This window comes from Streptomyces sp. NPDC049887, from assembly GCF_040656535.1.
In the GTDB taxonomy this organism is placed as follows: Bacteria; Actinomycetota; Actinomycetes; order Streptomycetales; family Streptomycetaceae; genus Streptomyces.
The window spans coordinates 25,620-46,598 of the sequence record NZ_JBFAMM010000023.1 but is presented as its reverse complement, the minus strand read 5'-3'; the positions used below and the strand labels follow the sequence as shown (position 1 = coordinate 46,598).

At 73.0% G+C, this 20,979-nt stretch carries 23 protein-coding genes; 6 read left to right on the top strand and 17 right to left on the bottom strand.

The annotated features are described in order from the left end of the window. Window positions 1–19: 19 nt before the first annotated feature. Together groES and AB0J10_RS25195 are read right to left on the bottom strand one after the other, a co-directional pair. On the bottom strand, window positions 20–328 hold the full coding sequence (gene groES, locus AB0J10_RS25200) for a co-chaperone GroES (RefSeq protein ID WP_017949608.1): 309 nt from the start codon (window positions 326–328) through the stop codon (window positions 20–22). Window positions 329–602: 274 nt separating this feature from the next. Beyond that, entirely contained in the window at window positions 603–1,727 is a 1,125-nt protein-coding gene (locus AB0J10_RS25195; RefSeq protein ID WP_363064727.1) for a polysaccharide deacetylase family protein, read from the bottom strand. A gap of 55 nt (window positions 1,728–1,782) precedes the next feature. On the opposite strand from AB0J10_RS25195, the gene AB0J10_RS25190 reads away from it, so the two are divergent. Continuing rightward, the gene (locus AB0J10_RS25190; RefSeq protein ID WP_363064726.1) at window positions 1,783–3,093 is read left to right on the top strand and encodes a methyltransferase domain-containing protein; all 1,311 of its coding nucleotides are present in this window, start codon (window positions 1,783–1,785) and stop codon (window positions 3,091–3,093) included. Between the two features lie 295 nt (window positions 3,094–3,388). On the opposite strand, the gene AB0J10_RS25185 is transcribed toward AB0J10_RS25190, so the two are convergent. The 4 genes from AB0J10_RS25185 to tsaB are packed head-to-tail and all read right to left on the bottom strand — an operon-like array spanning window position 3,389 to window position 5,922. Beyond that, on the bottom strand, window positions 3,389–3,673 hold the full coding sequence (locus AB0J10_RS25185; protein WP_363064725.1) for a hypothetical protein: 285 nt from the start codon (window positions 3,671–3,673) through the stop codon (window positions 3,389–3,391). Beyond that, a complete protein-coding gene (tsaD, locus tag AB0J10_RS25180) occupies window positions 3,670–4,782 on the bottom strand; it encodes a tRNA (adenosine(37)-N6)-threonylcarbamoyltransferase complex transferase subunit TsaD (protein ID WP_363064724.1) in 1,113 nt (370 codons plus the stop codon). Before tsaD ends, AB0J10_RS25185 begins: the two co-directional genes overlap by 4 nt. Continuing rightward, window positions 4,775–5,272, bottom strand: a complete 498-nt coding sequence (gene rimI, locus AB0J10_RS25175; RefSeq protein WP_363064723.1) for a ribosomal protein S18-alanine N-acetyltransferase — start codon at window positions 5,270–5,272, stop codon at window positions 4,775–4,777. The genes tsaD and rimI overlap by 8 nt, the downstream gene beginning before the upstream one ends. Further along, complete coding sequence (gene tsaB / locus AB0J10_RS25170) at window positions 5,269–5,922, bottom strand: tRNA (adenosine(37)-N6)-threonylcarbamoyltransferase complex dimerization subunit type 1 TsaB (protein WP_363064722.1); 654 nt, start codon at window positions 5,920–5,922, stop codon at window positions 5,269–5,271. Before tsaB ends, rimI begins: the two co-directional genes overlap by 4 nt. A 126-nt stretch (window positions 5,923–6,048) precedes the next feature. Here tsaB and AB0J10_RS25165 point away from each other — a divergent pair, with 126 nt between their 5' ends. Continuing rightward, the gene (locus AB0J10_RS25165; RefSeq protein ID WP_363064784.1) at window positions 6,049–6,579 is read left to right on the top strand and encodes a L,D-transpeptidase; all 531 of its coding nucleotides are present in this window, start codon (window positions 6,049–6,051) and stop codon (window positions 6,577–6,579) included. Between the two features lie 71 nt (window positions 6,580–6,650). Here the strand turns inward: AB0J10_RS25165 and AB0J10_RS25160 are convergent, their stop codons facing one another. The 8 genes from AB0J10_RS25160 to AB0J10_RS25125 form a co-directional block, all read right to left on the bottom strand. Continuing rightward, entirely contained in the window at window positions 6,651–6,848 is a 198-nt protein-coding gene (locus AB0J10_RS25160; protein WP_363064721.1) for a hypothetical protein, read from the bottom strand. Between the two features lie 177 nt (window positions 6,849–7,025). Beyond that, on the bottom strand, window positions 7,026–7,550 hold the full coding sequence (gene tsaE, locus AB0J10_RS25155) for a tRNA (adenosine(37)-N6)-threonylcarbamoyltransferase complex ATPase subunit type 1 TsaE (RefSeq protein ID WP_363064720.1): 525 nt from the start codon (window positions 7,548–7,550) through the stop codon (window positions 7,026–7,028). After that, window positions 7,522–8,751 carry an alpha/beta hydrolase gene (locus AB0J10_RS25150; RefSeq protein WP_363064719.1) on the bottom strand — a complete coding sequence of 410 codons (1,230 nt, stop codon included), beginning with the start codon at window positions 8,749–8,751 and terminating at the stop codon, window positions 7,522–7,524. Before AB0J10_RS25150 ends, tsaE begins: the two co-directional genes overlap by 29 nt. A 39-nt stretch (window positions 8,752–8,790) precedes the next feature. Beyond that, entirely contained in the window at window positions 8,791–9,960 is a 1,170-nt protein-coding gene (gene alr, locus AB0J10_RS25145) for an alanine racemase (RefSeq protein ID WP_363064718.1), read from the bottom strand. 91 nt (window positions 9,961–10,051) lie between these two features. Then, window positions 10,052–11,485, bottom strand: a complete 1,434-nt coding sequence (locus AB0J10_RS25140; RefSeq protein ID WP_363064717.1) for an NAD(P)H-hydrate dehydratase — start codon at window positions 11,483–11,485, stop codon at window positions 10,052–10,054. 280 nt (window positions 11,486–11,765) lie between these two features. After that, the gene (locus AB0J10_RS25135; RefSeq protein ID WP_363064716.1) at window positions 11,766–12,134 is read right to left on the bottom strand and encodes a holo-ACP synthase; all 369 of its coding nucleotides are present in this window, start codon (window positions 12,132–12,134) and stop codon (window positions 11,766–11,768) included. After that, a complete protein-coding gene (glmS, locus tag AB0J10_RS25130) occupies window positions 12,131–13,978 on the bottom strand; it encodes a glutamine--fructose-6-phosphate transaminase (isomerizing) (RefSeq protein ID WP_363064715.1) in 1,848 nt (615 codons plus the stop codon). Before glmS ends, AB0J10_RS25135 begins: the two co-directional genes overlap by 4 nt. Before the next feature lie 101 nt (window positions 13,979–14,079). Then, window positions 14,080–14,862, bottom strand: a complete 783-nt coding sequence (locus tag AB0J10_RS25125; protein ID WP_363064714.1) for a hypothetical protein — start codon at window positions 14,860–14,862, stop codon at window positions 14,080–14,082. 176 nt (window positions 14,863–15,038) lie between these two features. On the opposite strand from AB0J10_RS25125, the gene coaA reads away from it, so the two are divergent. After that, window positions 15,039–16,031: a type I pantothenate kinase gene (coaA, locus tag AB0J10_RS25120; RefSeq protein ID WP_363064713.1), complete on the top strand. Its 993-nt coding sequence runs from the start codon at window positions 15,039–15,041 to the stop codon at window positions 16,029–16,031. 61 nt (window positions 16,032–16,092) lie between these two features. Continuing rightward, the gene (locus tag AB0J10_RS25115) at window positions 16,093–17,040 is read left to right on the top strand and encodes a DUF389 domain-containing protein (protein ID WP_363064712.1); all 948 of its coding nucleotides are present in this window, start codon (window positions 16,093–16,095) and stop codon (window positions 17,038–17,040) included. Window positions 17,041–17,043: 3 nt separating this feature from the next. On the opposite strand, the gene AB0J10_RS25110 is transcribed toward AB0J10_RS25115, so the two are convergent. Next, entirely contained in the window at window positions 17,044–17,292 is a 249-nt protein-coding gene (locus AB0J10_RS25110) for a GntR family transcriptional regulator (protein WP_363064711.1), read from the bottom strand. Window positions 17,293–17,463: 171 nt separating this feature from the next. Between AB0J10_RS25110 and AB0J10_RS25105 the strand changes: the two genes are divergently transcribed. Beyond that, window positions 17,464–17,697 (top strand): hypothetical protein, encoded by a 234-nt coding sequence (locus AB0J10_RS25105; RefSeq protein ID WP_363064710.1) that lies wholly within the window; start codon window positions 17,464–17,466, stop codon window positions 17,695–17,697. Then, the gene (locus AB0J10_RS25100; RefSeq protein WP_363064709.1) at window positions 17,694–17,891 is read left to right on the top strand and encodes a hypothetical protein; all 198 of its coding nucleotides are present in this window, start codon (window positions 17,694–17,696) and stop codon (window positions 17,889–17,891) included. Before AB0J10_RS25105 ends, AB0J10_RS25100 begins: the two co-directional genes overlap by 4 nt. A gap of 76 nt (window positions 17,892–17,967) precedes the next feature. Here AB0J10_RS25100 and AB0J10_RS25095 read toward each other — a convergent pair whose 3' ends face one another. Continuing rightward, complete coding sequence (locus AB0J10_RS25095) at window positions 17,968–19,374, bottom strand: alpha/beta hydrolase (RefSeq protein WP_363064708.1); 1,407 nt, start codon at window positions 19,372–19,374, stop codon at window positions 17,968–17,970. Window positions 19,375–19,459: 85 nt separating this feature from the next. Beyond that, the gene (gene glmM / locus AB0J10_RS25090; protein WP_363064707.1) at window positions 19,460–20,818 is read right to left on the bottom strand and encodes a phosphoglucosamine mutase; all 1,359 of its coding nucleotides are present in this window, start codon (window positions 20,816–20,818) and stop codon (window positions 19,460–19,462) included. Window positions 20,819–20,979 lie beyond the last annotated feature (161 nt).

The following is a 20,979-nucleotide window of genomic DNA, read 5'->3' as shown; positions in this document are numbered from 1 at the left end:
TGAGCAAATCTGCGGTGAACTACTTCTCGACGATCGCGAGCACGTCGCGGGCCGAGAGGACGAGGTACTCCTCGCCGCTGTACTTCACCTCGGTGCCGCCGTACTTGCTGTAGAGCACGACATCGCCGGTCTTGACGTCGAGCGGAAGACGCTCGCCGTTCTCGAAGCGGCCCGGGCCGACGGCCAGGACGACGCCCTCCTGGGGCTTCTCCTTGGCGGTGTCCGGAATGACCAGGCCAGAGGCGGTGGTCTGCTCGGCGTCGAGCGGCTGGACCACAATGCGGTCCTCGAGCGGCTTGATGGCAACCTTGGAGCTGGTGGTCGTCACGATCCGACCTCCCCCTTCGGAGATCTCACGGGGTTCAACTGTCTGAGGTGGCGACCAGGTGGATCCGTCGTCGCGGGTGCCGGACCTGCCCGTCGCTGTGTTGGCACTCTCCGGTGGGGAGTGCCAGAGCCGAGACTATGACCGGGATTAGCACTCGGTCAAGCGGAGTGCCAATCCACTGCGTGTTCGGCCGGTTCCCGACGGGCCGTGCGGCGCGTGTTTCCCCTCGCGCGCGGGGCGGCCGACGCCCCGCGCGCGGACCTTCAGCGGACCTTCAGACGTAGTCCTCCAGCCGCGCCACCGCATAACCCTTCGCGGTCACCACCTTCATCACGTGGCGGATCAAGTCCGGCATGCCGCCCTTCCACTCCGCCTTGCCGCGGAAGTGCGTGAGGATGATGTCGCCTGGATGCAGGTCCCGGTCCCACTCGCGCCACTCCATGTGGTCGGGGAACGCCTCCGCCGCCCACAGCGGCACGGCCTTCACACCGCACGACCCGGCCGCGCGCAGCGTGTCCCGGTTGTAGCTGCCGTACGGCGGGCGGAAGAGTCGCGGCCGCTTGCCGAACCGCTTCTCGATCCTGGCCTGCTGCCCGCAGATCTCCGCCCGCTGCTTCGCGTACGACATCGCCGGCAGGTAGGGGTGGGTGAGCGTGTGGTTGTGCAGGGAGACTCCGCGGTCCTGCATCTTCTCGAAGTAGCCGTAGTCGTCCCGGACGACGTAGTCGCTGAGGAAGGCGCTGTACGGGATCTGCAGCTCGCTCATCATCCGCAGCAGCTCCGGGTCCTTCTCCGCGCCGTCGTCGATCGTCAGGAAGACGACCTTCTGCTTGGTCGGCACGGTGGTGAAGACCGGCGGCAGGCCCTTGTGGCGGTCGACCTCGAAGCCCTTGCGCGTGGTGATCCTCGGTTTCTCGTCGGGCGGTGGGGGCGCGGGCAGCGGGACCTGCCGGAGTCCCCAGCGCCTGGCCGCGGCGGCCCGGGCGGCCTGGATCTTCTTCATGCGCTTGGTGTACGCGGCGAGCGCCTCGGCCGGTCCCGCGGGCGCCTTCCCTCCCGCCCGCTCCCGGCCCTCGCCGCGCTCGCCCTTCCCCCGCTCCCCGCTCTCCTCGCCCGAGCCCTTCCGGGCGCCTTCCCGGCCCTCCTCCCCGCTCTCACCCCGGCCTTCCGCCTTCCGGGGTCCGCCGCCCTCCTTCCGCGATCCGGCGTCCGCGCGCGCGTCCTCGCCCTTCCGGTCCTCCCGCTCCCCCCGTGCCGGCGACCCCGGCTCCTGGCCGTGCGCGGGAGCGGCGGCCGACGCGGTGGAGCCCGCCCTCCCGGTGGCCCCGGTCGCGCCGCCGCCGTGTCCGCGCTCGGCGGCACAGCCCGAGCCGACGGCCATGACGAGCAGCACGCACATCCACATACGTCTGCGCCGAATTGCTGGCTTCTTTTCGTTTTGTCGTACTGGCTGCATGGCGTCGCATCCTGTCAGCGCCGCGCGCCCGCGAAGGCCCGACAGCGCCGCCCGGCCGCGCACCGTCCCCCGGCCGGCCGACAATGGCCGGGTGAACGACGCCGACTCGCCCTCCCCGCTCGCCCTTCTCCTCACCGACGAAGGGCAGGCCCTGCTCGCCGCCCTGCGCGACTACGCCCCGGGAGAGGAGCTGGGCGTCGCCACCCGGCTGCGCCGCGACCATCCGGCCGAGCTGGTCTCGGCCGCGCTGACGCAGGCCCGGCTCAGGCAGCGCGCGGTGGCCAAGTTCGGCGCGGAGGACGCCTACCGGATGTACTTCACGCCCAACGGCGTGGAGCAGTCGACCCGGGCGTCCGTCGCCGCCCACCGAGCCGCCCGGTTCGCGGAACTCGGTGTACGGAGCGTCGCGGACCTGTGCTGCGGGATCGGCGGCGACGCGATCGCGTTGGCCCGCGCCGGGATCTCCGTACTCGCCGTGGACCGCGACCCGTTCACCGCCGACGTCGCCCGGGCCAACGCGGAGGCGCTGGGCCTGGCCCCGCTGATCGAGGTCCGCCGGGCCGATGTCACCGAAGTCGACACCTCGTCCCACGACGCCGTCTTCGTCGACCCCGCCCGCCGCGCCGGTCGGCCGGGAGGAGGGCGCGGGACGAAGGGCGCAGGCGGCCGGATCTTCGACCCGGAGGCGTACTCACCACCGCTGTCCTGGGCCGTCGGGGCGGCCCGCACGGCCGGGTTCGCGGCCCTCAAGATCGCTCCGGGCATCCCGCACGAGGCGATCCCCGAGGACGCCGAGGCCGAGTGGATCTCCGACCACGGGGACGTGAAGGAGGCCGTGCTCTGGTTCGGCACCGCGCCGGGCGCCCGGCGCGCCACGCTGCTGCCGTCGGGCGCCCCGCTCGTCGGACGCGGGCTGCCCGACCCGTGCGTGCGCAGGACCGGCCGCTACCTCTACGAGCCCGACGGCGCCGTGATCCGCGCCCATCTGGTGGCGGAGGTCGCCGAGGAACTCGACGGCGGTCTGCTCGACGGGACGATCGCGTACATCACGGCCGACGAGCTGCGCCCGACGCCGTACGCGACCGCCTACGAGATCACCGACGAACTCCCGTTCAACCTGAAGAAGCTCAAGGCCCTCCTGCGCGAACGGGAAGTCGGCACGCTCACCGTCAAGAAGCGCGGATCGGCGGTCGAGCCCGAGGAGCTGCGCCGCAGGGTGAAGCCGAGCGGGCCGAACGCGGCCACGGTCTTCCTGACCCGCGTGGCCGGTGCGCCCACCGTGCTGATCGGGGCTCCGGCGGGCGCCTGACGCGGCGTCGGGGCAGCGGTGCGTGCGCCCGACGTCAGCCGTGCCCGCCCCGGGCGCCGCGGCGGAGGGGCCGCCGAGGCCGGGTGGCGCACCGCTACGGGGCGGCACGGTGCCGGGGCCGGGCGTGGCCGCCGAGGCGTGCGTCGGGGCGTGCGTCGGGGCGTGCGTCGGGGTGGTACGAGGCCGACGCCCGGCCGGCGGCGCCTTCCCGCCCTGACCCGGCGTGCACGGAGGGGTTGACGCCGCCCCCGGCAGGCGCGGCCGTCCTCCGCCCGGGCGCCGACCCGACGGGGGATCAGCCGCCGGTGCAGTCCGCTCCGGAGAAGTCCAGCGACTGGAAGCGCCACCGGTGCACCGGCCGGCCGACCAGCCCGGCGTCCGGTTCCGGCAGTTCGGGGAGTTCGTCGTCCGGACCGTCCGTCTCCCACCAGGTCAGCACCAGCACCCGCTCACCCGGCGCCCGGAAGGTCTCCCGGCGCAGCGGAGCCTCGCCGAGGGTCTGGGCGCGGGCCCACTCCAGGAGCTCCCCGCCCCGCCCGGAGGCCGCCCTGGCCTCCCACATCAGGGTGACGACGGTCATGAGTACAGATTGTCCTTGCTGATCTCGTGCACATGGTCGTGGTCGTGCACATGACCGTGGTGGTGCTCGCCAGGCACGTGCGGGTCGGTCACCGGGAGCGAGGAGTCCGCGGACAGCTCCCAGTCCGAGGCGGGCCGGTTCCTGGCGACCATCTCCGCCCCGAGCGCGGCGACCATGGCCCCGTTGTCCGTGCACAGCTTCGGCCGGGGCACCCGCAGCCGGATCCCGGCGCGCTCGCAGCGCTCCTCGGCCATCGCCCGCAACCGGGAGTTCGCGGCGACCCCGCCGCCGATCATCAGATGGTCGACGCCCTCGTCCTTGCAGGCGCGCACGGCCTTCCGGGTCAGCACGTCGACCACGGCCTCCTGGAAGGAGGCGGCGACGTCCCGCACGGGCACGTCCTCGCCCGCGTTGCGCCTGGCCTCGATCCACCGCGCCACGGCCGTCTTCAGCCCGGAGAAGGAGAAGTCGTACGCGGGGTCGCGGGGACCGGTCAGCCCGCGCGGGAAGGCGATCGCCTCCGGGTCGCCCTCCTTGGCGAGCCGGTCGATGACCGGACCTCCGGGGAAGCCGAGGTCCAGCACCCGGGCGATCTTGTCGAACGCCTCGCCCGCCGCGTCGTCGATCGTCGCCCCCATGGGCCGTACGTCGGCGGTGATGTCGGGCGCGAGCAGCAGCGAGGAGTGACCGCCGGAGACCAGCAGGGCCATCGTCGGCTCGGGCAGCGGGCCGTGCTCCAGCTGGTCGACGCAGATGTGCGAGGCGAGGTGGTTCACCCCGTACAGCGGCTTGCCCAGGGCGTACGCGTACGCCTTGGCGGCGGAGACGCCCACGAGCAGCGCGCCGGCGAGGCCCGGGCCGGCCGTGACCGCGATGCCGTCGAGGTCCCTGGCCGAGACCCCGGCCTCCTTCAGGGCGCGCTCGATCGTCGGGACCATCGCCTCCAGATGGGCGCGGGAGGCGACCTCGGGCACGACCCCCCCGAAGCGCGCGTGCTCGTCGACGCTCGAGGCGATGGAGTCGGCGAGGAGCGTCGTCCCGCGGACGATGCCGACGCCGGTCTCGTCGCAGGACGTCTCGATGCCGAGTACGAGGGGTTCGTCAGCCATGGTTTCCGGTTCCTTGTGCGTCGTGTACGTGCAGCCGCATCACGAGGGCGTCGACGTTGCCGGGCTGGTAGTAGCCGCGGCGGAAGCCGATCGGCTCGAAGCCGAAGCGCTCGTACAACTTCTGGGCCCGGGTGTTGTCCACCCGTACTTCGAGCAGGACCTCGTCGCACTCGAACGCGGTCGCGTGCTGCAGCAGGTCGGTGAGGAGCCGGGCGCCGAGGCCCGTGCCCCACTGGTCGCGGGCGACGGCGATGGTCTGGACGTCACCGAGCCCGCCGGCCGCCGCGAGGCCCGCGTAGCCGACGATCCGCCCCTCCGCCGGGTCCTGTGCGACCACGTAGCGGCGCGTCGCCTGCGGGCCGCGCGCGTGCGCCAGCTCGGACCAGAACATCCCCGGGGACCAGGCGTCCTCCGGGAACAGCTCGTGCTCGAGGTCCAGCACCGGCGCGATGTCCCACCAGCGCATCCCGCGCAGGACAGGCGCGCTCACTGCGGCGTGACCACCTTGTAGTTCTTGGGCACCTGGGCGTCCGGGCGGCGCAGGTACAGCGGCCGCGGCGGCAGGAGTTCCTCGCCGGCGGCCAGCTTCCGGGCGGCCAGTGCGGCGAGGGCGGCCGCCGACTGGTGCTCCGGGGCCCGGGCGTGCGGGAAGACGTCCGGGTACAGCAGGGCGCCGGCGCCGACCGCGGGGAGCCCCGCGACCTGCTCGGCGATCTCGGCGGGCCGGTCGACCGCGGGCTCGCCGGCCCTCGTGCGGAAGCCGTCGTAGCGCGCCCAGTAGACCTCCTTGCGCCGCGCGTCCGTGGCGACCACGAACGGCTCCTCCAGCCCGGAGGCGTAGGCCAGCCCGTCCAGCGTGCACAGTCCGTGGACCGGCACCCCGAGCGCCGAGCCGAAGGTGGCGGCGGTGACCAGACCCACGCGCAGTCCGGTGTACGGGCCGGGCCCGACGCCGACGACGAGACCGGTGACCGCGTCGAGTTTCAGCCCGGCGGAGGCGAGGACCCGGTCGACGGAGGGCAGCAGCAGCTCCCCGTGCCGGCGGGCGTCGACCTGGGTGGACTCGGCGACGACGGAGTCACCGTCGTGGAGGGCGACGGTGACGGCGGGCGTGGCGGTATCAAGGGCGAGCAAGAGCACGCAAACAGCCTACGGCCAACGCGGGGGAGGCACGGCGTCCCGTCCCGCCGCTCCCCTGCTGCTACCGTCACTCAGGCAGGTGTGCGAGCGAGGGGAGCAGGCGTGGCAAGGAGCAGCTCGGGAACGGTGGCCGGGCTCACCGCTGCGGCCCTCGCCGTTGTCGCCTTCCTCGCCTACCAGGCTTCCGCGAACGTGCCGGCGAGCCTGGAGAAGCCCGCGGCGGCCGCCCCGAGCGCCCGCCCCTCGGAGGCCGCCGCAGAGGAACCGCGGAAGGACCCGTTGGCCGTCCCCCCGGGATCAGGCAAGGGCGTGCGCGTCGTCTACTCGCTGGCCCAGCGCCGTGTCTGGCTGGTCGGCGCGGGGCAGCTCACCCAGACTTTCCCGGTCGTGCCCAGCACGGTCAGCCCGCGGCCCGGCACGTACGAGGTGACCTCGCGCAGCGGCCGGATCGAGGGTTCGGACGGCGTGGAGATCGAGCACGTCGTGCGGTTCGCCAAGGTCGACGACGTGTCGATCGGCTTCAGTGCCGCCGTGGACGGGTCGATGGCGAGCCCGGACCCGGGCAGGAAGACCGGCGGCGTACGCATGAAGCGGGCCGACGGCGACGCCATGTGGACGTTCGCGACGATCGGCTCGAAGATCGTGGTCGTCCCGTAGCGGACCGGGGGACCGGCGCTCCGCGACACCCGGAAGGCATTCGCGGTGCCCGGGAGTTTCACTCGGACGGGCTATGCCGCTTCGCGGTGGGGTGTCCGCTCCCCGGGGGAGTCCCCGGCCGGTTCGGATTCGCCGCGATCGCACGGCGGTGTGGAGACCGCGCTGGCCGCCGCGCACGACGCCAGCAGATCACGCATGGAGAACGCCGCCGGCGACGGCCGGGACGACGGCTTCGGCCGCGACTGCGCTTCGTGCTCGGACGCCGGCATGGATGCCTCCTGGTGCTCCGGGGGCAGGCACGGTCAGGCAGACCCAACCACGTACTGTCCTCAATGTGACCATGCCCGGAGCTGCGCACGCAACACCTTGCCGACGTCTTGTCGGAACGTACCCACGGGTGGGCGAGGAGCCCCGCCGGACGCCGGGCGTCCGGACCCGGCGGGGGCTCAGGCGTTGAGCCCGGCAAGTCCGGCGTCCGCCCAGCGCGGACCGGTGCCGGTGAGCGTGACCTGGCGGCGGTCGTCGTCCGTGTTGCCCACGACGCGGTGGATGACCACGTGCAGGCGGTCCTCCGAAAGGTCCTCGACCTTGCCGTCGCCCCACTCCACGACGACGACCGACTCCGGCAGCGAGACGTCGAGGTCGAGGTCCTCCATCTCGTCCAGCCCGCCGCCCAGCCGGTAGGCGTCCACGTGCACCAGCGCGGGTCCGCCGACCAGGGACGGATGCACCCGGGCGATCACGAAGGTCGGGGAGGTGACGGCACCGCGCACGCCCAGGCCCTCGCCGAGGCCGCGCGTCAGGGTCGTCTTGCCGGCGCCGAGTTCGCCGGTGAGCATCACGAGGTCACCGGGCCGCAGCAGCTTGGCGAGCCGGCGGCCCAGCTCCTGGGTCTGCTCCGGCGAGGTGAGGGTGAGACGGACGGCGGACGGGTGAGCGGTCTCAGCCGCCGGGCTGTGCGGTGCTTCCATACGTGCCAACGTTAGCCGCTGCCGGGACCGCCCCGACCCGCACCAGCAGGTCCGCCAGACGGTCGGTGACCACCTCGGGGTGCTCCAGCATCACCAGGTGCCCCGCGTCCGGCACGATGACCAGTTCCCCGTCGGGCAGCAGGTCCGCGATCGCCTCGCTGTGCGAGCTGGGGGTGACCAGGTCGCGGTCCCCGGCCAGCACCAGCACCGGGACCTCCTGGAAGACGTCCAGCGCCGCCGCCTTGTCGTGCTCCGCGAAGGCCGGGTAGAACTCGGCGACGACATCGATCGGCGTCCCCTCGATCATCCGCTCGGCGAACCTGGCCACCGCCGGGTCCACGTCCCTGGAGCTGAACGAGTAGCGCTTGATCAGCCCGGCGAAGAGGTCGGCCGTCGCCCGCCGGCCCCGCTCCACCAGCTCCGCCTGCGAGCCGAGCGCCTTCAGGACCCCCGGCAGCACCCGGCGCACCACGTTCACGCCCGCCACCGGGAGGCCGTAGTTCACCTCGCCGAGCCGGCCGGCCGAGGTGCCGACGAACGCGGCCCCCACGACCCGCTCCCGGATCAGCTCCGGGTACGCGGCGGCGAGCGCCATCAGCGTCATACCGCCCATCGAATGGCCCACCAGCACCAGCGGCCCCTCGGGGGCGGCCTCGTCGATGACCGCCTTCAGATCACGGCCCAGCTGGTCGATGGAGACCGGCACCCCGTCCGGGCCGGTCTGGGCGGCGCCCCGGCCCGACCGGCCATGGCTGCGCTGGTCCCAGTGGACGGTACGGACCAGCCCACGCAACGCGGCCCGCTGGAAGTGCCAGGAGTCCTGGTTGAGGCAGTAGCCGTGGCAGAACACGACGGTCACCGGCGCGGGGGCCTTGCGGCCGAACAGCCTGCGCCGGCGCGGCGCGGTGCCGCCCGTCTCCGGATCCACCTCGTCCGTCTCGAAGTACAGGGCCGTGCCGTCGTCGGCGACGGCCCTGCCCGGAGTGCCGCGAAGCGCCCCGTACGGCCCGGAGGCGTCCAGGGCGAGCCTGGCCTTCCGGCGCATGCCGCGGCCCACGGTCATCCGCTCTATCGCGACGCCCGCGGCCGCACCGGCGGCGATCACCCCTATGGCGGCGCCGGCGACACCCGCCCGGCGCCAGTTGCCCGCGGCGGCGTCGGTCACCGCCGCCGCCACGTCCCCCGCGCTGTTCTCGCTCACCGTGCCGCTCCTACTGGTGGTCGTCTGCTGGTCGTCCGGTCAGTCGCCGGATGCCGTGCCGTCGTCCTCGTGGAGATGGACGCGCGGGACGCGCGCCCCGATCCGGGTCACGATCTCGTAGGCGATCGTGCCCGCAGCCTCCGCCCAGTCCTGGGCGGTCGGCTCGCCCCCGTCGCCCGGGCCGAAGAGCACCGCCTCCGCGCCCTCCTCGACCGACTCCCCCTCGGGACCGAGGTCGACGACGAACTGGTCCATCGCCACCCGGCCCGCCACCCGCCGCCACTCGCCGCCGACCAGCACCGGGCCGCGGCCGGAGGCATGCCTCGGGATGCCGTCCGCGTACCCGACCGGCACCAGGCCGAGGGTGGTCTCGCCGCCGGTGACGTAGTGGTGCCCGTAACTGACGCCGTGTCCGGCGGGGACGCGCTTCACCAGTGCCACCGACGCCCTGAGCGTCATCACCGGGCGCAGCCCGAAGTCGGCGGGCGGGCCCAGCTCGGGGCTCGGCGAGATCCCGTACACCGCCACGCCCGTGCGCACCAGGTCGAGGTGGCTCTCCGGAAGGGTCAGCGTGGCCGGGGAGTTGGCGATGTGCCGCACCTCAGGCTCGATGCCCTCCTTCTCGGCGTATGCCACCAGGTCCTTGAAGACGGACAGCTGGGCGGCGATGGAGGGGTGACCGGGCTCGTCGGCGCAGGCGAAGTGCGACCACAGCCCGGTGACCCTGACGGTGCCCGCCTCCTCGGCGGCGCGGGCCGCCGCGACCAGTTCCGCCCAGTCGGCCGGCTGGCAGCCGTTGCGCCCGAGGCCCGTGTCCGCCTTGAGCTGGATCCTCGCGCGGCGGCCGGCCCCCGAGGCCGCCCGCGTCACCTCGCGCAGCGCCCACATGCCGCTGACCCCCACGTCCAGATCCGCCTCGACCGCCTCGCGCCAAGGGCCTCCGGGCGTCCACAGCCAGCACATCACCCGGCCGCCGATCCCGGCGGCCCGCAGTCCGAGCGCCTCCTCCGGCGTCGCGGTGCCCAGCCAGTCGGCGCCCGCGGCCAGGGCGGCTTTCGCACAGGGCACCATCCCGTGCCCGTACGCGTCCGACTTGACCACGGCCATGAGGGCGGCGCGGGGCGCCCGCGCACGCAGTGCGCGGACGTTGGCGCGCAGCGCGGCGAGGTCGATCTCGGCGCGGGCCCGGAAAGGTGCGTTCTGAGTCATCGCGCTCAGTCTCTCAGAGGCCCGCCGCTCGGTTCGTACGACAACGACCACGAGTGGCCCTGGTCACCCGCCCGCTGTGGCCTGCGGCACGTCAGGGCGTCCGCGTGTCGCGCCAGGCCCGTGGAATCGCCCCCGCCACCTCCTGCGCGGTCACCGGGGCGCCCTCCGAGGCGAGCCGCGCCGCCAGGCCGTGGAGGTACGCCGCGGCGGAGGCGGCGTCGAGCGGTTCGAGGCCGGCCGCGAGGAGCGAGCCGGCGAGCCCCGACAGCACGTCGCCGCTGCCGGCCGTGGCGAGCCAGGAGGTGCCCGTCGGGTTCACCCTGACCGGGCGGCGGGTGTCCGCGTCGGCCACGAGCGTCGTCGAGCCCTTCAGCAGCACCGTGGCGCCGTACTTGGCGGCCAGCGCCCGTACGGAGCCGAGCCGAGCCGCCTCCACCTCCCCGCGCTCCACCCCGAGCAGCACCGCCGCCTCGCCCGCGTGCGGGGTGAGCAGCGTGGGGGCGCTGCGGGCCCGCACCGTGTCCGGGTCGAGGCCCCGGAGACCGTCGGCGTCGACCAGGACCGGGACGTCGGACTCCAGCACCTCCGCCACCCCCGGGCCGTCGCCGAGGCCCGGTCCGACGACCCATGCCTGCACCCGGCCCGCCCGGGACGGCGGCCAGCCGTGCACCAGCACGTCCGGGAACCGGGCGATCACCGCGTCCGCCCCGGGTCCGACGTACCGCACCGCCCCGGCGCCGCCGTGCACCGCGCCCGCCACGGCGAGGACCGCGGCGCCCGGGTAGCGGGCCGACCCGGCGACGACGCCGACGACCCCGCGCCGGTACTTGTCGCTCTCCGCTGTGGGCACCGGCAACAGGCTTGCCACGTCCGCGTGTTGCAGCGCTTCCAGGTCCGGTACGGAGGGCAGCCGGGGACCGAGGCCGATGTCGACCAGCCGCACGGCGCCTGCGTACTCGTGCGCCGGGTCGACGAGCAGGCCCGGTTTGTACGTGCCGAAGGTGACGGTGGCGTCGGCCCGCACGGCCTCGCCCTTGACCTCGCCCGTGTCCGCCTCGACGCCGCTCGGCAGGTCGACGGCGACGACCGCAGCGCCGGAGCCGCGCGCGGCCCGCGCGAGCGGGACCGCGTCCGGGCGCAGACCGCCCTGGCCGCCGATGCCTGTGATGCCGTCGAGGACGACGTCGGCGACGGCGAGCACTGCGAACGGGTCCTCGGCGACCCGGCCCCCGGCGGCCCGCAGCGCCGCGAGCCCGCCGCGGTGGACCCGGTCCGGGGCGAGCGGCACCGCGCTCACGCCGGCGCCGCGGCGGGCCAGCCGGGCGCCCGCGTACAGGGCGTCGCCGCCGTTGTCGCCGCTGCCGACGAGCAGCACGACCCGGGCGCCGGAGACGCGGGGCAGCAGACCGGCGACCGCCGCGGCGAGCCCCGCGGCGGCCCGCTGCATGAGGGCACCCTCCGGCAGCTCGGCCATCAGTTCGGCCTCGGCGGCCCTTACGGTGTCGACGCTGTAGGCATGACGCATGCTCAGAAGCATGCCGTGCGCGTGTGCGTGGCGCTCGTGGTGGCGTGACGTTCGGCGCACTCTCGACGGGCGTACCCCCGCGGCCGATCCCGGTCGCAGCGTGCCGCCCCGCAGGTCGTGGCCCGGCAGACGCGGGGCGTCGCGGTGCGGGCGTGGCTCGCCGTCCTGCGGGGCGGCACGCCGAAAAGCGATCGGTTCCGCCGCCTGCCCGCCGCCCCGGACCGGGACCGGCCCGCAGCGATCCGCCCGGCAGGAGCCGCCGCCGGGGACGCGATCCGTCCTACCCCTCGGCGACCACCATCGCCGACGCCACACCCGCGTCGTGGCTCAGCGAGATGTGCCACGACCGCACCCCGCGTTCCCGCGCCGCCGACGCCACCGTGCCGGTGACCCGGAGGCGCGGCCTGCCGGAGTCCTCGACGTAGACCTCGCAGTCCGTCCAGAGCAGCCCTGCCGGTGCGCCGAGCGCCTTGGCGACCGCCTCCTTCGCGGCGAAGCGCGCCGCGAGGGAGGCGATTCCGCGCCGTTCCCCGCTCGGGAGGAACAGCTCGCTCCGCAGGAAGAGCCGGTCGGCCATCGCCGGTGTCCGGCGCATCGCCTCCTCGAAGCGGTCGATCTCGGCGACGTCGATCCCCACCCCGATGATCATTCGACGGTGACCGACTTCGCCAGGTTGCGCGGCTGGTCCACCTCGTTGCCGCGGGCGGTGGCCAGTTCGCAGGCGAAGACCTGGAGGGGGACGGTCGCCACCATCGGCTGGAGCAGCGCCGGGGTCTGCGGGATGCGGATCAGGTGGTCGGCGTACGCCTCGACCGCCTCGTCCCCCTCCTCGGCGATGACGATGGTCCGGGCGCCGCGGGCGCGGATCTCCTGGATGTTGGACACGATCTTGTCGTGCAGCACGGAACGGCTGCGCGGTGACGGCACGACGATGACCACGGGCAGGTCGTTCTCGATCAGGGCGATGGGCCCGTGCTTGAGCTCGCCGGCCGCGAAGCCCTCGGCATGCATGTAGGCGAGCTCCTTGAGCTTCAGCGCGCCCTCCAGGGCCACCGGGTAGCCGACGTGCCGGCCGAGGAAGAGCACCGTGTTCTTGCGGGCCAGTGAACGGGCGAGCCTGCGCACCGGCTCCATGGTCCCCAGGACCTGGTCCACCTGGGTGGCGATCTGGGAGAGGTCCCGGATGACGGCCCGGATCTCGTCGCCCCACTTGGTGCCGCGCACCTGCCCGAGGTACAGCGCGACCAGGTAGCAGGCCACCAGCTGGGTCAGGAACGCCTTGGTCGAGGCCACCGCGACCTCCGGCCCGGCGTGCGTGTAGAGCACGGCGTCCGACTCGCGCGGGATCGTGGAACCGTTGGTGTTGCAGATGGCGAGGACCTTCGCGCCCTGCTCGCGGGCGTGGCGCAGCGCCATGAGCGTGTCCATGGTCTCGCCGGACTGCGAGATGGCGACGACGAGGGTGCGCTGGTCGAGGATCGGGTCGCGGTAGCGGAACTCGCTCGCCAGCTCCACCTCGCACGGGATCCGCGTCCAGTGCTCGATGGCGTACTTCGCGATGAGCCCGGCGTGGAACGCCGTGCCGCACGCCACGATCACCACCTTGTGCGCCTCCCGGAGCACCGCGGCGGGGATCCGCACCTCGTCGAGCGTGAGCGAGCCCTCCGCGTCGATTCGCCCGAGGAGCGTGTCGGCGACGGCCTTCGGCTGCTCGGCGATCTCCTTCAGCATGAAGTAGTCGTAGCCGCCCTTCTCGGCGGCGGAGGCGTCCCAGTCCACGTGGTACGAGCGCACTTCCGCGGGCGCCCCGTCGAAGTCGGTCACCGTGACGCCGTCGCGCCGGAGTTCGACGACCTGGTCCTGCCCGAGCTCGACGGCCGAGCGCGTGTGGGCGATGAACGCGGCGACGTCCGAGGCCAGAAACGCCTCACCGTCGCCGACACCGACGACGAGAGGGGAGTTGCGCCGGGCGCCGACGACGACGTCCGGCTCGTCCGCGTGGACCGCGACCAGCGTGAACGCGCCTTCCAGCCGCCGGCACACCAGCCGCATGGCCTCGGCGAGTTCGCCGCAGGACGAGAACTCCTCGGCGAGCAGATGGGCCACGACCTCCGTGTCCGTCTCGGAGGCCAGCTCATGGCCGCGCTCGGCGAGTTCGGCCCGCAGCGCGGCGAAGTTCTCGATGATGCCGTTGTGGACGACGGCGACGCGCCCGGCGTTGTCCAGGTGCGGATGGGCGTTGGCGTCGGTGGGGCCGCCGTGGGTGGCCCACCTCGTGTGCCCGATGCCCGTGGAACCGCTCGGCAGCGGGCGGTCGGTGAGTTCCTTCTCCAGGTTGAGCAGCTTCCCGGCCTTCTTGGCCGCGGCCAGCCCTCCGTCGGAGAGCACGGCCACGCCTGCCGAGTCGTAGCCCCGGTATTCGAGCCGCTTGAGCCCGGCGATGACGACATCGAGCGCGGACTGCGCTCCCACATAACCCACGATTCCGCACATGGCGGCAGCCTACGACTCCGGCGCCCCGCCCGCCGCCGTCGCGGACCGGGCGAGCGCGGCGGTCCGCCGCCGGCCGGTCGTGCGGCCGGCGGCGGAGCCGGTCAGCCGAGCTTCGCCGCCTGGGCGTCGATGACGGCGGTGGGCAGCGGGAAGTCCTTGCCCGAGGCGATGGAACCGAGGTTGAAGGAGGAGAACGAGGCGAGGGTCGCACCCTGGCGCACCAGCACCACCTTGTGCGGCATCTTCCCGCCCTCCTGCTCCGACACCAGGGCCCAGGCGGTGGCCTCCTGCCCGCCCGACACCTTGATCTCCTCCACCTTGACGATCTTCGACTTGTCGGTGCCCATCGTCATGCCGAAGCCACCCGCGCAGGCGCCCGCCGCGGCCCGCAGGCCGGCCAGGGCCTCCTCGGCGCCCTTGCCCTCGTAGGAGGAGACGGAGACCATCGTGGCGGTCAGGTCGAAGGCCGAACCGAGCGCCTCCTCCACGTCCTTGTCCGTCAGGTCGCCCGGGTCGGTCACCGCGTCGTCCTTCTTCTTCGGCTCCTCGATCACCTTGCGCTTGACGGTCGCCTTCGCGTCCCCGAGCGGCACGGCGGCCACGGTGTCGGCCAGCGGCTTGCACTCGGCCTTGTCGGCGACGACCTGGCCGCCGGGAGCCTCGTCCTCGGGCCCGGCCTTGGTGACCTTGTGGCCCTTGACCTCCCCCTCGGCCAAGGCGAGCTTCTCCAGCTCGGCGGCGGTCAGCGCCTTGGCCGCGGCCGGGGACCCGTCCTTGCCCTTGTCGCCGCCCTCGTTGTTCCCGCCGCCGCTGCAGGCGGTGAGCAGGGCCAGGGAGACGGCGGTGACGGCGACGGCGGTACGACGGACGGCGGAGTTTCGCATGGCGGATCTTTCCGTGTGATTGATGTGAGCACGATATGGCCGCCCTACGACAGATCGATCATGCAGGGTGCAACGCCGCCCGAACCGTGACCCTCACGTGATCATCCGGGGCCGGGCCGGCCCCGCGTGACCGAGCCCACCCCCCACGACCCGCCCTCAGCCCCGACAATGAGCATGTGATCACTTCGCCGCCACGAAGCCGCAGGGGCGACCGGACCGAGGCGTCCCCATATGTCGACCTGACCCGTGAGGAGTGGAGCGCCCTCCGCGAGAAGACGCCGCTGCCGCTGACCGCCGCCGAGGTCGAGCGGCTGCGCGGCCTCGGCGACGTCATCGACCTCGACGAGGTACGGGACATCTACCTGCCGCTGTCCCGGCTGCTCAACCTGTACGTGGGGGCCACCGCCAACCTCCGCGGCGCCCTCAACACCTTTCTCGGCGAGGCCGGCAACGGCCACGGCACCCAGCGCGGCACCCCGTTCGTCATAGGCGTCGCGGGCTCCGTCGCCGTCGGCAAGTCCACGGTGGCCCGGCTGCTGCAGGCGCTGCTCGCCCGCTGGCCCGAGCACCCGCGTGTCGAACTGGTCACCACCGACGGGTTCCTCCACCCGATGAAGGAGCTCCAGGACCGGGGGCTGATGTCGCGGAAGGGCTTCCCCGAGTCGTACGACCGGCGCGCCCTGACCCGTTTCGTCGCCGACATCAAGGCCGGCAAGGACGAGGTGTCCGCGCCGGTCTACTCGCACCTCATCTACGACATCGTCCCCGGCGAGCGGCTGACCGTGCGGCGCCCCGACATCCTGATCGTCGAGGGCCTCAACGTCCTCCAGCCCGCCCTGCCCGGCAAGGACGGGCGCACCCGGGTCGGTCTCGCTGACTACTTCGACTTCTCCGTGTACGTGGACGCGCGCCCGGAGGACATCGAACGCTGGTACCTCAACCGCTTCCGCAAGCTGCGCGAGACCGCGTTCCAGGACCCGTCCTCGTACTTCCGCAAGTACACCCAGGTCTCCGAGGAGGAGGCACTGGACTACGCGCGGACGATGTGGCGCACGATCAACGGCGTCAATCTCCAGGAGAACGTGGCCCCGACGCGCGGGCGTGCCACCCTGGTCCTGCGCAAGGGCCCCGACCACAAGGTCCAGCGGCTCTCCCTGCGCAAACTGTGACCCGCCGCCGGCCGACCGAGGCCGGACCGGCCGACCGGACAAACGCCGAGGAGCCGTCCGCGTGCTGCACCTGCGTCTGATCGTCCCGCCCGACCGCACCGAGCAGGTCGTCGGCACCATCGAGAGGACGGTCGGCACGACGCACCTCGTCGTGCTCGCCGGAGCCGCCCGGAACCCGTCGGGCGACCTGGTCATGTGCGATGTCGCCCGGGAGGCCGGTGACGAGTTGATCGGCCGTCTGCGGGACCTGGGCCTCGACCGTGACGGTGCGATCTCCGTGGAGAGCATCGACCTGTCCCTCTCGAAACGCGCCGACCAGGCCGAGGAGGAGGCACCGGGCGAACCCGCGGACGCGGTGCTGTGGGAGCAGCTGACCGACGCCACCCACGAGGAGTCGACCCTCTCCGTCACCTATCTGGCGTTCCTGACGCTGGCCACGATGATCGCCGCGTGCGGTGTGGTCCTCGACAACGCGATCCTGATCGTGGGCGCGATGGCGGTCGGCCCGGAGTTCGGGCCCCTCGCCGGCTTCAGCACGGCCGTGGTGCAGCGCCTCCCCCGGCTCGCCCTGCGCTCGCTGGTGGCGTTGGTCGTGGGCTTCGCCGTGGCCATGGCGGTGACGGTCGCGTTCAGCCTCTTCATGAACGCCGTCGGGCTGTTCGAGTTCTCGATGCTGGAGGGGGACCGCCCCGACACGGCCTTCATCTACGACCCGGACGCGTTCTCGTTCGTCGTCGCCGTCCTCGCGGGGATCGCCGGAACGCTGTCCCTGACGTCCGCCAAGTCCGGGGCGCTGGTCGGGGTCGCCATCTCCGTGACGACGGTCCCGGCGGGAGCGAACGCGGCGGTGGCACTCGGTTACGGCGACTACGGTCAGGCAGGGGGCTCCAGCCTGCAGCTGCTGCTGAACCTGCTCGGGATCATCCTGGCCGGGACGCTCACGCTCTTCGTCCAGAAGTGGCTGTGGACGCGCCAGCGCCGGGCGATGTGGAAGCCGTCGGGAGCCTGAGCGTCAGCCGGACGCGTCCACGGCGCCCTGGTCCGTGACGAACGAACCCATGCCGTGGGCCGTGGTGATCAGCCCCTCGTCCCGGAGGGCGGCGGTCGCTTTGCGCACCGTGATCCGAGCGACGTCGAACTCCTCCTCCATCTGCATCTCCGAGAGGCGGTGGCGCGGCGGGTACTCGCCGCTGGCGATGCGCTCTCGGATCACGTCGGCGATCTGCACCCACTTGGGGCGGGTCGGGTCGTACTCCATCACGCCGGTGACCGTACACAGCCACGACTGTCCGAACATAGATACCTACATCACATGTTCTCTATAGACATCTATAAACGTCACCTCTAGCGTCCATGCAGGAAACCCCGGCGACGGATGCAGCCGTCCCGGGGCGTGGCCATCAACCGACTAGGGAACCAAGGAGCCGATGACGTGACCGACCTTATCCCCCGCCTCGCCGCACGGCTGCGGAGTTGGCTGGACCGGCACTTCCCTCCGGGAGCGGACCCCGGCAGCACTCCCCCGCCCGCGCCGGTCGCGCGCCCGGCGCCGCCCCTGCCGGCGCACCGCAGCCCCTACGGCCTGAACGAACCGCTCGACGGGGACACGGGCACGCTGGTGCGCCCCTACCTCGGCGACGTCCTCCTCCACGAGGCGGCCGCATGAGCCGCGACCGCTCTCCGGAACGGCCGCGACCGGTGCGCATGTGCGTGCGGTGCGAGCGGATCACGGACGATCCCGTGGTGGTGCACGAGGTCCACAGCGCGAGCGGTCCCGGCTGGAGCGTGTACGCCTGCCGCCGCTGCGCCCCTCGGTTCCCGCCACCCGTCGACGTGTTCGACCTGCTGCGGGGCGACTGAACCGGGGCGGCCGAGCCGAACGACGACGGGGCGGACCCGGCCCGGTGCCCCGCCCGCCCCGGAGCGCCGGGACGGACTACCCGAGTGTCCCCTGCAGCCAGTCGAAGACGACCTCGCAGTGCAGCTGCGGCGCCATCGGCGAGCAGTGAAGCTGCGCACCCTCGGCCGCAGTGAGCTTCAGATAGTCCTTGGGCGCGGTCAGCGCGTCGAACATCCGCTGGGCCTGGCCCGGGTAGAACTGCTCGTCCTCGTAGTCGAGCACGAGCGTCGGCATCTTGATACGCGGCACGATGTCCGTGATCGTCAGCGCCTGGATGCGCTTGGCGGGCGTGTAGAAGTCGGTGAAGATCTTGCCCTCGCGGGCGGCGAGCATCGCCGGGACGGAGAAGGGCTCGATGCGCTTCTTCATCGTCGCGGCGTCGGCGGGAGACATTCCGGGAACGACCTCCTCGTTCCAGATGTTGTTCGTCTCCTCCTTGCTCGGAGTGAGGATCTCCCGGATCTCCGCGGGGAAGCCCAGCCACGGCTCCACGCAGCCGGGCATGGCCACCAGGGCGGCGATCCGGTCCTCGAAGGCCGCGGCCCGGGGCGCCAGGTCACCGGCCATGCTCAGCCCGGTGAGACCGATCTTGGCGGTGTCCACGTCGGAACGCTGCGACAGCCAGTCGACCAGGGGCCCCACGACCTTCTCCCAGGTCGGGGAGAAGACGACCTGGTCCACGAAGAGCAGCTGGCCCTGGCCGGGGCCGTCGTAGACCAGGGCGTTCCAGCCGCGGTCCAGAGCGGCCGCGACGCCGTAGGTCCACATGTCGACGTTCTGTCCGTCGCTGCCGTTGGTGAGGATCACGGTGGGGCGGCGGGTGTTCGACGGGTCCGGCCGGAAGAACCACACCGGCAGCGGCGTCTTGCCGTACGGGACGTTCGCCTTCACCGGCGCCGGGTCGCACAGGTCGCAGAACTTGTCCCAGGCGCCCCGCCCCGCCTTGTAAAGGTCCTCCTCGCTGCCCGGGTCGTCCGAGCCGAGGACGAAGAACAGCGCCTGGGCGTAGTACTGGGCGGCGCGCAGCGCACGGAAGCGGGTGGTCTGGTCGTCGGGCTTGCTGCCCGGGGGCGGCCCCATCAGCTTGTCGCCCAGCTCGCGGAAGGTCTCGACGTACGACTGCGAGGAGAGACCGGCCTTGTTGACGGCGTTCACGGCGGTCAGGACCTCGCCCACCTCGGCGCTGCCCAATCCGGATCCGCCGAGGGCCATGAGGCCGCTGAAGTTGAACGCCGGGTCCTTGAACAGCGTCATCGCCCCGGGCGTCGGGTCGTCCGCCCGGGACTGCGGCGAAGTGGCCCCGCTCGGCGTGGGCGCGTTCGCGGGCCTCGCCCCCGACGAGGTGCAGCCGGCGAGTACGGCCGCCCCGGCCCCTCCGAAGATCCCGGCCAGTGCGGTGCGGCGGCTGGGCCCTGACGAGCGGTCAGCTGATGCGTACGTCATACCGGCCGAACGTACGAGCCGTGCCCACGGGTCGCCGGCCGCGACACCCGCCGTTCCCCCGAACGGCGGGTCCCGGAGTCCCTCGTCAGCCCAGCGCGGACTTCACCGCGTCGGCGAGCCGCCCGGCCACCGAGCGGGCCTGCTCGATGTCCGCGGCCTCGACCATCACCCGGACCAGCGGCTCGGTGCCGGAGGGGCGCAGCAGTACCCGGCCGGTGGTGCCGAGCTCGCGCTCGGCGTCGCCGACGGCCGCCGCCAGCTCGGCCGACGACGAGACGCGCGACTTGTCGACGTCCGGGACGTTGACCAGGACCTGCGGGAGGCGGTCCATGACGCCCGCCAGCTCCGCCAGGGAACGGCCGGTCGCCGCGACGCGGGCCGCCAGCATCAGCCCGGTGAGCGTGCCGTCCCCGGTGGTGGCGTGGTCGAGGACGATGACGTGGCCGGACTGCTCGCCACCCAGGGCGTAGCCGTGCTCCTTCATCGACTCCAGCACGTAGCGGTCGCCGACGGCCGTCTGCACCAGCTCCACGCCCTCGCGCTCCATCGCCAGCTTGAAGCCCAGGTTCGACATCACGGTGGCGACGACGGTGTTGCCGCGCAGCGTGCCCGCCTCGCGCATGGCGAGGGCCAGCACCGCGAGGATCTGGTCGCCGTCGACCTCGTTGCCCTCCGCGTCCACGGCGAGACAGCGGTCGGCGTCGCCGTCGTGGGCGATGCCGAAGTCGGCCCCGTGGTCGACGACCGCGGCCTTCAGCAGGCCGAGGTGGGTCGAACCGCAGTTGTCGTTGATGTTGAGGCCGTCCGGCTCGGCGCCGATCGTGACGACCTCGGCGCCGGCCCGCGCGAACGCCTCGGGCGAGACCCGGGCCGCGGCGCCGTGCGCCTCGTCGAGGACGACCTTCAGCCCGTCCAGCCGGTTCGGCAGCACGGCGATGAGGTGGGCGACGTACTTGTCGAAGCCCTCGTCGTAGTCCCGGACCCGGCCGACGCCCGCGCCGGTCGGGCGGTCCCACGGCGCACCGGTGCGGTGCTCCTCGTAGACGGCCTCGATGCGGTCCTCCAGCTCGTCGGCGAGCTTGTGGCCACCGCGGGCGAAGAACTTGACGCCGTTGTCCGGCATGGCGTTGTGGCTCGCGGAGAGCATCACTCCGAGGTCGGCGCCGAGCACGCCGGTGAGGTACGCCACCGCCGGGGTGGGCAGTACACCGACCCGCAGGACGTCCACGCCCGCGCTCGCGAGGCCGGCCACCACGGCGGCCTCCAGGAACTCCCCGGACGCGCGGGGATCACGTCCGACCACCGCCGTCGGTCGATGGCCCTCGAACGTGCCCGCCTCGGCGAGTACGTGCGCCGCCGCGACCGACAGGCCGAGCGCCAGCTCCGCCGTCAGATCCGCGTTGGCGACACCGCGCACACCGTCCGTGCCGAAGAGTCGTCCCACTGGTGTCCTCCGATTGTGCTCCGAAAACGCAAGCCCCGCGGTGTCCCTGCGCGGGGTGCGGGGCCCCGTGCGCCGTTATACGCCGGGGGTACGGGGCCGTGTCACCCCGGGGGGTCGCCCCTGGTCCGACATGCCCCAGGTCCGATATACGGAACGCCCCG